This is a genomic window from Vibrio sp. 397 (assembly GCF_033339395.1).
GTDB classification, from domain to species: Bacteria; Pseudomonadota; Gammaproteobacteria; order Enterobacterales; family Vibrionaceae; genus Vibrio; species Vibrio alginolyticus.
The window spans coordinates 33,186-45,336 of record NZ_JAWOUN010000018.1; the positions used below are offsets into that span (position 1 = coordinate 33,186).

The 12,151-nt window shown below is 45.2% G+C and carries 8 protein-coding genes; 5 read left to right on the forward strand and 3 right to left on the reverse strand.

The genetic code is table 11. From position 1 onward, the window contains the following. Nucleotides 1-3: 3 nt before the first annotated feature. Nucleotides 4-3,465 carry a transcription-repair coupling factor gene (mfd, locus tag R7P36_RS21085; protein WP_033905041.1) on the reverse strand — a complete coding sequence of 1,154 codons (3,462 nt, stop codon included), beginning with the start codon at nt 3,463-3,465 and terminating at the stop codon, nt 4-6. A gap of 5 nt (nt 3,466-3,470) precedes the next feature. Further along, a complete protein-coding gene (locus tag R7P36_RS21090) occupies nt 3,471-4,040 on the reverse strand; it encodes a hypothetical protein (RefSeq protein ID WP_017634743.1) in 570 nt (189 codons plus the stop codon). Between the two features lie 249 nt (nt 4,041-4,289). Here R7P36_RS21090 and lolC point away from each other — a divergent pair, with 249 nt between their 5' ends. Genes lolC through lolE form a run of 3 tightly spaced genes read left to right on the forward strand, consistent with a single transcriptional unit; the run spans nt 4,290 to nt 7,445 of the window. Then, nucleotides 4,290-5,498 carry a lipoprotein-releasing ABC transporter permease subunit LolC gene (lolC, locus tag R7P36_RS21095; RefSeq protein WP_031778997.1) on the forward strand — a complete coding sequence of 403 codons (1,209 nt, stop codon included), beginning with the start codon at nt 4,290-4,292 and terminating at the stop codon, nt 5,496-5,498. Further along, nucleotides 5,491-6,198 (forward strand): lipoprotein-releasing ABC transporter ATP-binding protein LolD, encoded by a 708-nt coding sequence (gene lolD / locus R7P36_RS21100; protein ID WP_005378457.1) that lies wholly within the window; start codon nt 5,491-5,493, stop codon nt 6,196-6,198. Before lolC ends, lolD begins: the two co-directional genes overlap by 8 nt. Nucleotides 6,199-6,200: 2 nt before the next feature. Next, nucleotides 6,201-7,445 (forward strand): lipoprotein-releasing ABC transporter permease subunit LolE, encoded by a 1,245-nt coding sequence (gene lolE, locus R7P36_RS21105; RefSeq protein ID WP_025766930.1) that lies wholly within the window; start codon nt 6,201-6,203, stop codon nt 7,443-7,445. Nucleotides 7,446-7,593: 148 nt separating this feature from the next. Here the strand turns inward: lolE and R7P36_RS21110 are convergent, their stop codons facing one another. After that, entirely contained in the window at nt 7,594-8,103 is a 510-nt protein-coding gene (locus R7P36_RS21110; RefSeq protein ID WP_005387834.1) for a DUF2062 domain-containing protein, read from the reverse strand. Between the two features lie 8 nt (nt 8,104-8,111). Between R7P36_RS21110 and R7P36_RS21115 the strand changes: the two genes are divergently transcribed. Beyond that, complete coding sequence (locus R7P36_RS21115; RefSeq protein WP_213899471.1) at nt 8,112-10,367, forward strand: DNA internalization-related competence protein ComEC/Rec2; 2,256 nt, start codon at nt 8,112-8,114, stop codon at nt 10,365-10,367. 31 nt (nt 10,368-10,398) lie between these two features. Next, a complete protein-coding gene (msbA, locus tag R7P36_RS21120) occupies nt 10,399-12,147 on the forward strand; it encodes a lipid A ABC transporter ATP-binding protein/permease MsbA (RefSeq protein ID WP_213891600.1) in 1,749 nt (582 codons plus the stop codon). Nucleotides 12,148-12,151 lie beyond the last annotated feature (4 nt).

The following is a 12,151-nucleotide window of genomic DNA, read 5'->3' on the forward strand; positions in this document are numbered from 1 at the left end:
CTATTAGCTCGTTGGTAATAAATTCTGTTTAAAATCATTCAGTAAGTCTTGAACAAACTGAATGCGTTTACGTCGGTCCACCAATGGTACGCTAAACTTGAACTTAGTTGGACCTTCCATTGCAAATTTTTGCGGCTGTGATTGCAGCAGTTTAACTAAATACGCTGGATTTATGTCAGCATCAGGGTAAAACTCGATAAATCCACCTTTATCATGGGCTTCTATCTTTTTCGCTTTTAAACTACCAGCCGAAATTTTCAATTCTGAGACGGCAAGTAAGTTCTTTGTTGCGTCTGGAAGCAGACCAAAGCGATCAATCAGTTCCACTTTTAGCTCTGATAGTTCATCACTGCTTGTGACACTCGCAATGCGTTTGTACATCGACAGTCGTGTGTTTACATCCGGAATGTAATCATCTGGTAAGAGCGCTGGGATTCGCATTTCCACTTCAGTTTGCTCACGAAGCAGCTCATCCAAAGATGGCTCCTTGCCTTCTTTTAATGCTTGCACTGCTTGTTCCAGCATTTCCATATAAAGTGTAAAACCAACGGATTGAATTTGCCCACTTTGCTCATCACCAAGCAGCTCACCAGCACCACGGATTTCTAAATCGTGGGTTGCTAACGTAAAGCCAGCACCTAAGTCTTCCAGTGAAGCAATCGCATCAAGACGCTTGATGGCATCTTTGGTCATGGCTTTTGGATGTGGCGTTAATAAGTAAGCATAGGCTTGATGGTGCGAACGTCCAACACGGCCACGCAATTGATGCAACTGCGCCAAGCCAAGATTGTCCGCACGATCCATGATTATGGTATTCGCCGTTGGTACGTCGATACCGGTTTCGATGATGGTTGTACACACCAACACATTAAAGCGCTGATGGTAGAAGTCATTCATGATTCGCTCAAGTTCGCGCTCGCGCATTTGACCATGAGCCACGGTAATGCGTGCCTCTGGGATGAGTTTCTGTAAGTCTTCTGCCGTTTTTTCAATGGTTTCAACCTGATTGTGCAGGAAGTAAACCTGACCACCACGCATAATTTCACGCAGTACCGCTTCACGGACCACTGGCTCTTCTTTTTGTCGAACAAAGGTTTTAATGGCTAAACGGCGTGCAGGAGGAGTCGCGATGATCGACAGGTCTCGCATGCCACTCATTGCCATATTCAGTGTGCGTGGAATTGGTGTTGCGGTGAGGGTAAGAATGTCCACATCTGCACGCATTGCTTTGACCTTTTCTTTTTGACGAACCCCGAAGCGGTGTTCCTCATCAACGATCAACAAACCTAAATCTTTGAATTTAATGTCGCTCGAAAGCAGCTTATGCGTACCAACGACAATGTCTACTTTACCATCGGCAACGTCTTGCAGAATGACTTTTTGTTCTTTGGCAGATTTAAAACGAGACAGTACTTCAACTCGGATTGGTAAGTTGGCAAAACGGTCACGGAAGTTTTCGAAATGCTGCTGAGCAAGCAAGGTTGTTGGTACGAGTACAGCGACCTGTTTACTGTTATCCGTTGCGACAAATGCTGCGCGCATAGCGACTTCCGTTTTACCAAAGCCCACGTCACCACATACTAAGCGATCCATTGCTTTTGCCTGGCACATGTCTGACAATACGGCATTGATGGCCATCGCTTGGTCATCTGTTTCTTCAAACGGGAATGTTGCTTTAAATGTTGCGTATTGCCCACGATCTAGCTCAAATTTGAAGCCCGGTTTTAATTCTCGTTTTGCATACACATCCAGCAATTCTGCCGCGACATCACGCACTTTTTCTGCCGCTTTACGACGTGCTTTTGCCCACGCTTCACCACCTAATTTATGCAGTGGCGCACTCTCTTCAGCGCCGCCAGAATAACGGCTGATAAGATTCAGTGATGAAACTGGCACGTAGAGCTTGGCATCGTTTTGATACTCAAGGGTGACGTATTCCGTTTTCATGCCACCGGCTTCAAGTGTTTGTAAACCGATGTAGCGGCCAATACCGTGATCAATATGAACCACAGGTTGACCGGGTTTTAGTTCTGCAAGATGGCGAATAACGGTGTCACTGTTGACGGCTTTTTTATCTTTGCGGCGTCGCTGGATAACACGGTCACCGAGTAGATCACTTTCACAGATCAGAGCGAAGTTCAGCTCTTCGTGAATGAAACCATGCTCTGCTGCGCCTAAGATCAAGCTGAATCGATCACCCGAGTCTAGAGCTTGGTAAAGTGAGCCATGTACGACTGGCCGAACTTTGATGCCTTGCAACAGCTCCGTTAGTGCTTCACGACGACCTTCTGACTCTACCGAGAAAACGATTTTGCCGCTGAATTGCTCACTAAACTGACGAAGGCGCGAGAGCGGCTCTTTATTTTGTTGTTGAACGCCAAGCTCGGCTAACGATTGTACTGGTAGGTTTTGACGACCGGCACGCTTAACCACTTTATCTAGGCTCAATTGAGCGATAGGGAGCTGTTTTAGTTGACTGAAAAGTTCGTCTTTTTTCAACCAAAGCTGTTCAGGAGTCAAAAGAGGACGCAGCGGATCAACTTTTTTCTGGTCGTATCGATATTCGACATCGGTTAAGAAAGTATCGACCGCAGATTCGATATCACCATATGTGATGACTTGAGAGTCTTCTGGCAAATATTCAAATAAAGTCTCGGTATGGTCAAAAAACAGCGGCTGCCAATACTCAATACCAGCGGGCCACGTGCCTTTGGTCACTTGCATGTAGATTGATTCAGGCTCGCGGCGTGCGTCGAACTGGGTGCGCCAACGTGTACGGAAATCTTCAATCGCTTCTTTAGTGGTTGGGAACTCATGTGCAGGCAGCAATTGGATTTGCTGAATATCGTCGATAGAGCGTTGGTTCTCTGGATCAAACGTGCGAATGGTATCTATTTCATCATCAAAGAAGTCGATGCGGTACGGGTCATTGCTGCCCATAGGAAAGAGATCCAGAATAGACCCACGACTTGCATATTCACCTGGCCCAAATACTTGATCTACATGGCGGTAGCCTGAATTTTCAAGTTGTACACGTAACTTCTCTAGCGAGAGCCGATCACCAGTTTTCACCATTAAAGTGTGTTGCAACAGAAAATCACGTGGCGATTGGCGTTGCAATACTGTACTGACCGGGACGATGGTTATGCCATCACGTTGACTTGGCAGTTGGTATAGGCGTGCGATACGTTCAGAGATGATTTCTTGATGCGGAGAAAAGTTATCGTAAGGCAGCGTTTCCCAGTCGGGGAACAGGCTTACCGTTTGGTCGGTGAATTGCTCAATCTCTGCCTGAAGCTTTAAAGCGATTTGCGGGTCAGGCACAACGAGTAGCGAGTGACTCGAATGCTGCTTGGCCAGCTCTGCAATGGCTAGAGGTAGAGCTGCGCCCGGCAAATTACCTAGCTGTTTTTTGTCGCCACGCTCTGAAGGGTTGGTGACGGAAAGAATCGTTGCTTTTGTCATAGGAATTATTTTTTATCTCGCTCCATCGAGCGCTGACGTAAAAGTTTTTGTTGTTGATACAGTGCCGCCTTTATCAGTAAATCTTGATCAGATTCTCGGAGCATCTTGTATCTAAGCGTGATAATGAAATCTTGCTCTGAAGCATCACATTCTTCTACTTGAGCGTAACAGTAAATCGCCGCAGCAGGGTGATCGAGGAACAGTTTAACACGAACGAGTTGTTGAGTAGTTAACGCTGTATCTGAGCGGAAACTGAGTTGACTAGCACCAAACTGCGTCGTTTGATAGCGAATGGAGGCGTCATCTTGTTGTGAAAGCATAAAGCTCAACAAGAGGTTAAGTTTCGCGTTTTGCGTATCAAGCAAGTTGATCACATGCTTTAACTCTTTGTTTTTCAGCTCTAGACGCGCGTTGTCTGCCAACATATCTAAGTGACTAAATTCACTGGCGACAATAAATGGTGCTGGAATTTCGGAGGCAAATGTTTCTTCATCTGGCAAAGCAAAGTCCGCACTCAACGTTTCGACGTTGATGGTGAGGTTATGATGGACGGTAAAGTATTCTTGCTCTGTCATATAGTCGATCCTTTTGCCAGTGAGCGCTCCCTGTTCACTCAACAAACAAAGAGAAATAGGGCACTGATTATCGCTAACTGAATGAAGTTATCAAGTTTAGCTGATTTGTCCTTGAACTTTTTGCCCTAAATACAGACTTATTGCATGTCGTTGACAAATTTAGCGATTCTCTTGTCTTCTTAATGAGAAGAGTAAGGTAAGATAATCCGCTAAAGCTTTATATCAAAACAACCAGTTGGTTTGTCTTATATGTATCATCCTATCTCATTGTTTATTGGCTTAAGGTATCTTCGGGGACGCTCTGGAGATAGGTTCAGCCGATTTGTTTCTTATATGTCGACGGCGGGTATTACGATCGGTGTAATGGCGTTGGTGACGGTTCTTTCTGTGATGAACGGGTTTGAATCGCAGTTAAAAGAACGCATTTTAGGTGTGCTACCTCATGCCGTTGTTTCGCAACACGATGGAAAAACGCCTATGACCGAGTCTGCCCCTCCATTTGTTCAAGCGATGTCGAGTGAATCTCAGCCGGAGCCTATCGTTAGAGGAGAGGCTGTTATTCAGAGTTCTGCACAGCTGACGGCTGGTTACCTCATCGGTATTGAACCTAAGAAAGGCGATCCGATTAGCAACCATTTGATTGCCGGACGATTATCGTCACTTCAAGCAGGTGACTACAATGTATTTTTGGGTCACAGTTTGGCGCGTTCACTAAAGGTCTCAATCGGGGATAAAGTGCGCTTGATGGTGACCAACGCAACGCAGTTTACCCCACTTGGCCGTATTCCTAGCCAGCGAAACTTTACTGTCTCAGGCATTTTCAATACGGGATCGGACGTTGATGGTCAATTAATGATTGTGAACATGACGGATGCATCTAAGCTGATGCGTTTCCCTAAAGACACGGTTTCTGGTTGGCGTGTCTTTTTCTCTGACCCATTTATGGTAACGGATTTTGCTGACCAACCCATGCCTGATGGATGGGAATGGAGTGATTGGCGCGAACAGCGTGGTGAGCTTTTCCAAGCGGTGAAAATGGAAAAGAACATGATGGGACTTATGCTAGGTCTAATTGTGGGTGTCGCTGCATTCAATATTATCTCCGCTTTAATCATGGTGGTAATGGAGAAGCAATCAGAAGTTGCAATATTGAAAACTCAAGGCATGACTCAATCTCAAGTGATGACCATTTTCATGGTGCAAGGTGCAAGCAGTGGTGTAATTGGCGCGATTGTTGGTGGCGCTGCGGGTGTGATCTTGTCACTTAATCTAAATGCGATTCTTGAATCTGCTGGTGTGGCGCTATTCAGCTTTGGTGGTCATCTACCCATCTTGATTGATTCACTGCAAATTCTTTTAGTGGTGGTATTGGCGATTGCTCTTAGCCTTGCTGCTACGCTTTATCCTTCTTATCGAGCATCTTCTGTTAAACCTGCTGAGGCACTTCGCTATGAATAAGCTATTAGAATGTCGTGATATTCGTAAAGTCTACCGAGAGGGTTCGTTAGATACGGAAGTGTTGAAAGGCGTAAGTTTCGATATCGACAAAGGGGAGTTGGTTTCTATTGTTGGCTCTTCTGGTTCGGGAAAAAGTACCTTATTGCATATTTTAGGTGCGTTAGATGACGCAACTCATGGTGAAGTTGATTTTCTAGGGCAAAACCTATCAGCTTTGAGCTCGAACAAACAGGCGGCATTACGCAACAAGCACCTTGGTTTTGTATACCAGTTTCATCACTTGTTGGCTGACTTTACTGCGCTTGAAAATGTGGCGATGCCACTGATGATTGGCGGTGCTAAAGTAGCGGATGCAAAACAGGCGGCTAAAGCGCTGTTAGATAAAGTTGGTTTGAGTCATCGGATGCAACATAGACCCTCCGAGTTATCGGGCGGTGAGCGTCAGCGTGTTGCGATTGCGCGTGCATTGGTGAATAAACCTGATCTGGTCTTGGCTGATGAACCTACGGGGAACTTAGATCACAATACGGCACTGTCTATCTATGATTTGATGCGCGAGCTCAATAAAGAGTCAAACATTGCATTTTTGGTTGTCACGCATGACAAAGAGCTGGCAGCAAAAATGGATCGTCAAATGCACATGCAAGATGGTTTGCTCGTAGATCGTTTTGTGACTGATACAGCATCTGCGGAGGGCTAGTTTTGTTTACCTCTTTAGCTTTGATGATTGGTGGTCGCTTCAGTCGAGCGAAAAAGCGCAACAAGATGGTGTCTTTCATATCGCTTTCTTCGACTATTGGTATTGCGGTTGGCGTTGCTGTGATCATTATCGGTTTGTCTGCAATGAATGGCTTTGAGCGCGAGCTGCAATCGCGTGTGTTGTCTGTGATCCCACACGGCGAGTTAGAAGGTGTTAATGGACCACTTCATGACTACACCAAAACGATGAATCAAGCTCTAAAACATGAACATGTTGTTGCGGCAGCACCGTATGTTCGTTTTACGGGCTTGGCAGAAAAAGGCAGTAAGCTAAAAGCGATAGAAGTTCGTGGTGTAGAGCCTACTTTCGAGCAAGCGGTGTCGAGCTTATCGAATTTTATTGACCAAGAAGCTTGGCAAAACTTTTATGCCGGTCAGCAGCAAGTGATCTTAGGCCGAGGTGTAGCAAACGAGCTAAATGTCGCCGTGGGGGATTACGTTACGTTGATGATTCCGCAAACAGGCGGCGCAAATAAAGTGCAGGCTCCTAAGCGTGTGCGCGTGAAGGTGTCAGGGTTCTTAACGTTGAATGGCCAAATCGACCACTCTCTAGCGTTAGTACCATTAGCGGATGCTCAGCAATACGCGAGGTTAGGGGAAGGGGTCACTGGCATTTCACTGAAAACTGACGATGTTCTCAATGCGCCTTCTATTGTTCGCGAGGTTGGTAGCATGGTTGATGTTTATGTGTATTTGAAAAGCTGGCAGCAAAAGTTTGGTTTTTTGTATCGCGATATTCAGCTCGTGCGCACCATTATGTACTTGGTGATGGTACTGGTGATTGGCGTGGCATGTTTTAATATTGTGTCTACGTTGATGATGGCAGTGAAAGACCGAGCGGCGGAAATTGCAATTTTGCGAACAATGGGAGCAAAAGATAGCCTAATCAAACGGATCTTTGTTTGGCAAGGTGTATTCTCTGGTGTATTTGGCAGTCTCGTCGGCAGTGTTATCGGTGTCTTAGTGGCGTTAAATCTGACCCCGTTAATTAAAGGGTTAGAGAGCTTAATTGGTCATCAGTTTTTATCGGGTGATATTTACTTCGTCGACTTCTTACCATCACAACTACACTGGCCAGATGTGGCATTGGTGTCAGTGACGGCGATAGTGCTTAGTTTACTTGCGACGTGGTATCCTGCTTCGCGTGCCGCAAGGTTGAATCCGGCGGCTGTACTGAGTTCTAAATAGCGGATTGTTTTACAATATGCGAAAAACAAAAAGGACCGAATTCGGTCCTTTTTTGTATTTATCCGACTTGAGTAACATCGCGTTTCATTCTAACTGTTAGATGCCCCTCAACTGATAGCTCAAATGCTGATTTTTACGCGGTAAGGTCTTATCTTATTTTGCGTTTTTGCCAGCTCCGTACCACTGAGTAGCGCCAAAGCCCTCGAATTCCGAAGTAGCCAATAATCGCGGATACAACCCCACAAATTGCGCAGCCCAATAGAAATGGAGGTCCAATGGTGCTCATTTGCTGCATGATGAATTCCCACGATAGTTCAAAGTGAAAAGGTTGCGGGGGAAGCCGCATCACTAGAGCACCTAGCTTGTACGCAAAGTAAAATAGCACAGGCATAGTGATAGGGTTGCTGATCCATACCAAAGCGACGGAGAGGGGCAGATTGACACCCAACATAATGGCCAAGCCAGCGGCCATGATCATTTGGCTCGGCAGCGGAACAAAAGCCATAAATAACCCGACAGCAAAAGCACCTGATGCCGAGCGGCGGTTTAAGCACCACAAGTTCGGGTTGTACAACACATTGCCGAAGACCTTCAATGCTTTTTGGCGTTTGATCAATTCATGATCTGGCATGAAGCGTTTTATCAGCTTTCTAGGCATAGGACAGCATGACTCTCTCAGAAAAAAGTTGGACCTTGGCGTTATTTGTAGCGAGCGTAATCTCGTCGGCTTGGTGGCCGACAATACCAGATTGGCGTTGGTTGCTGCTGGGAATAATAACCACTGGCTCAATAATCAAATTACGTCGTGGCTTAATTAGCATAGGCGCAATTGCGGGCTTTATGGTTGTCATCGTCCACGGCAATGTATTGGAGTCTCAGAGACAAGCCCTTTTTCAAGCAGGGGAGAATATTACCATAATTGGTAAAGTTGACAGCCCTTTTACGCAAATAAGTCACGGTTATGAAGGTATTGTCGCTATAGAAGCGGTAAATTCTCAAACTCTGTTACCTTTTCTTAAACCTAAAATCCGTCTTATTACGCCTTTTCCACTCGATGTTAACAGTGAGTTTACGACATCCATCACGTTAAAGCCGATTACAGGTCTACGCAACGAAGCTGGCTTTGATGCTGAAAAGCACGCGATGGGTAAAAATATTATCGCCCGATCGGTTGTTAACAAAGACGCTCAGTGGATTGTTCGTTCTAATGTATCTCTGCGTCAATCCATTATTGCCGATGTCGCTGATGATGTGTCTTCCCTTCATCATTGCTCGTTAATAAGTGCGTTAGTTTTTGCTGATCGTTCTTGGTTGTCTAAGGAAGATTGGCAAGCGCTCAGGGACAGTGGTTTACTGCATTTGGTCTCCATTTCTGGTTTACATATTGGTATGGCGTTTACTTTTGGGCTAGTCGTGGGCGGTAGCGTTCGTTATCTATTACCCCAATACCAGTTGTTACCTAGCTTATATGGGCTGATCTTCGCTGTTGCCTACGCTTGGTTAGCGGATTTCTCTCTGCCTACTACGCGAGCAGTGTCGGTATGCGTTGTTTACGTTCTCCTGAAGTATACTCTGGTGCACTGGACTTCTTGGCGAGTTCTTTTGCTTGCAGTATCTCTACAACTGCTTGTCCAACCTTTTGCATCCTACAGTATGAGCTTTTGGTTATCGTACCTCTCCGTTTGTGCGGTATTGTTCGCAATTAATTTGATTCGACATCAAAGGGGAGGTTGGAAAGCGCGATTAAAAGCGTTATTGCTTACTCAATTGATGTTGAGCGCTTTAATCGTACCTGTTAGTGGCCATTTCTTCTCCGGTTTTAGTTTGTCCTCAATAGCCTACAACTTGGTATTTATTCCTTGGTTCGGATTTATCGTTGTACCTTTGATGTTTCTAGCCCTGTTCTCATCTTTGTTTCTTGAAATGATAGCGAAGCCTCTGTGGCATTTGGTGGACTGGTCATTACAGCCATTGAGCACGTCAATACAGTACGCAGTAGGTTCTTGGCAACCCATTAGCATGGAAATGACAATGCTGGTTATGGTGATAGTGGTTTGCTTAATATTTCAACGGTTCATGTCTCAGTACGCATGGTATTTGTTACTCGGCATCGTTATTAGTATCAAGTTTGCAGCGGAGTATGAACCGCATTGGCGTATCGATGTATTAGATGTAGGTCATGGCCTTGCAGTGGTTGTAGAAAAAGACGACAAGGTGTTGCTGTATGACACTGGTAAAGCATGGCAAAGCGGCAGTATCGCAGAGCAGGTCGTCACTCCGGTTTTGCATCAACGAGGTTATGAAAGCATAGATACACTGATTCTAAGCCATTCCGATAATGATCACGCAGGCGGCCGCTTTTTCATTGAAGATGCCTTTTCTCCACAGCGTAAACTTAGTAGTCAATTCTTTATCGAATATGAGCCTTGCACTAGAGGCGACCAATGGAAATGGCAAGGATTAAACATGGAAGTGCTCTGGCCTCCTGCACTTGTTCAACGTGCGTATAATCCGCACTCCTGTGTATTACGACTTACTGACCCTATTTCTAACTTTAGTATGCTTTTTACTGGTGATATTGAGGCCATTAGCGAGTGGATTTTGCTTAGAGAACCTGGAAAGTTACAAAGCGATGTGATGCTAGTCCCTCACCACGGGAGTAAAAGTTCATCGAATCCTCGATTTATTGAGGCGGTGAGCCCGAGTGTGGCAGTTGCTTCTTTAGCAAAAAACAATCGATGGGGAATGCCAGCGGAAAATGTCGTTGCTTCATACCGAAAGCTTGGCATTACTTGGCTTGATACTGGTGAGGGTGGTCAGGTAAGCTTCTTTATTCACCGTGATAATTGGCGCTCAGAAACCAAACGTAGCGATACATTTGAGCCTTGGTATAGGCAGATGCTGCGTAAGGGAGTAGAATGAGAGTCTTAATGTAAGAAAATAAAGCACTTCTATGTCGATAAATACTGATGAAACGACTTGGCAGACGTTTAAGCGTCTATGGCAATTTATTCGCCTTTATAAGTCAGGTCTTGTCGTTGCAGTCATTGCATTAGTTATTAATGCCATATCAGATACCTATATGATTTCCCTGCTAAAACCACTACTCGATGAAGGTTTTGGGAACGCTGAATCTGATTTTTTACGCACGCTTCCATTGATTATTTTTGCCATGATGTTCATCCGTGGCATAAGTGGATTTGTCTCCACCTACTGTTTGAGCTGGGTATCTGGCAACGTAGTTATGCAAGTCCGTCGCATGGTGTTCAATCACTTTATGCATATGCCAGTGTCTTACTTTGATAAGGAAAAGACGGGCAATTTATTGTCGCGTATAACCTACGACTCAGAGCAAGTATCAGCGGCAACTAGCCAAGCGTTGGTGAGCATTGTGCGTGAAGGCGCAAGTATCATTGGTCTGTTAGTCTTGATGTTTTACAACAGCTGGCAATTGTCGCTAGTGCTGTTTGCTGTTGCTCCCGTTGTGGCATGGGGTATTGGTGTTGTTTCTAAACGTTTTAGAAAAATATCCAAAAATATGCAGACCATGATGGGTAACGTAACTGCATCAGCAGAGCAGATGCTGAAAGGCCATAAAGTTGTGTTGAGCTATGGCGGCCAAGACATCGAACGTAAACGATTTGAAAAAGTCAGCAACCAAATGCGTCAACAAAGCATGAAGTTGGTGACGGCTCAAGCGGCGGCTAACCCTATCATCCAAATGATTGCATCACTTGCAATTGTTGCCGTTCTTTATTTAGCAAGTATTGATTCGATTAAAGAGCAACTGACTCCAGGTACATTTACTGTTGTCTTCTCTGCAATGTTTGGTCTGATGCGCCCACTTAAAGCGCTGACTAACGTTACTTCTCAGTTCCAACGTGGTATGGCCGCGAGCCAAACGCTCTTCGCGTTAATTGACCTCGAGCCTGAGAAAAACGAAGGTAAGTTGACAGTTGAACGCGCAAATGGCGATGTTTCAGTTAAAAACGTAAGCTTTACTTACACTGGTGCAGAAAAACCAGCATTGGAAAATGTCAGCTTCGATATTCCAAGAGGAAAAACGGTGGCGCTAGTTGGCCGTTCTGGCTCAGGTAAAAGTACCATCGCGAACTTGTTCAACCGCTTCTATGATGTTGACAGTGGCTCTATCACATTAGATGGGCATGATATTCGTGATTACGAGCTAAAGAATTTACGTCAGCAATTTGCACTAGTATCGCAAAATGTTCATTTGTTTAATGACACGATAGCAAACAATATTGCGTACGCAACGGATGGCCAATATGAGCGCAGTGATATCGAGAAAGCGGCAACACTCGCGCATGCGATGGAGTTCATCGGCAAAATGGATGATGGACTTGATACAATGATTGGTGAAAATGGTGCTAGCTTGTCTGGTGGTCAACGCCAACGTGTTGCGATTGCGCGAGCTCTATTGCGTGATGCTCCAGTGCTGATTCTTGATGAGGCAACTTCGGCTTTGGATACCGAATCCGAGCGAGCTATTCAAGCTGCACTTGATGAGCTGCAAAAAGACAAAACGGTACTTGTAATAGCGCACCGCTTATCCACAATCGAGAAAGCCGATGAAATTCTTGTGGTTGATGATGGTGCCATCATTGAACGTGGCAACCACGCTGAGCTTATTGATAAAAATGGTGCGTATGCACAATTGCACCGTATTCAGTTTGGTGAATAAGCGC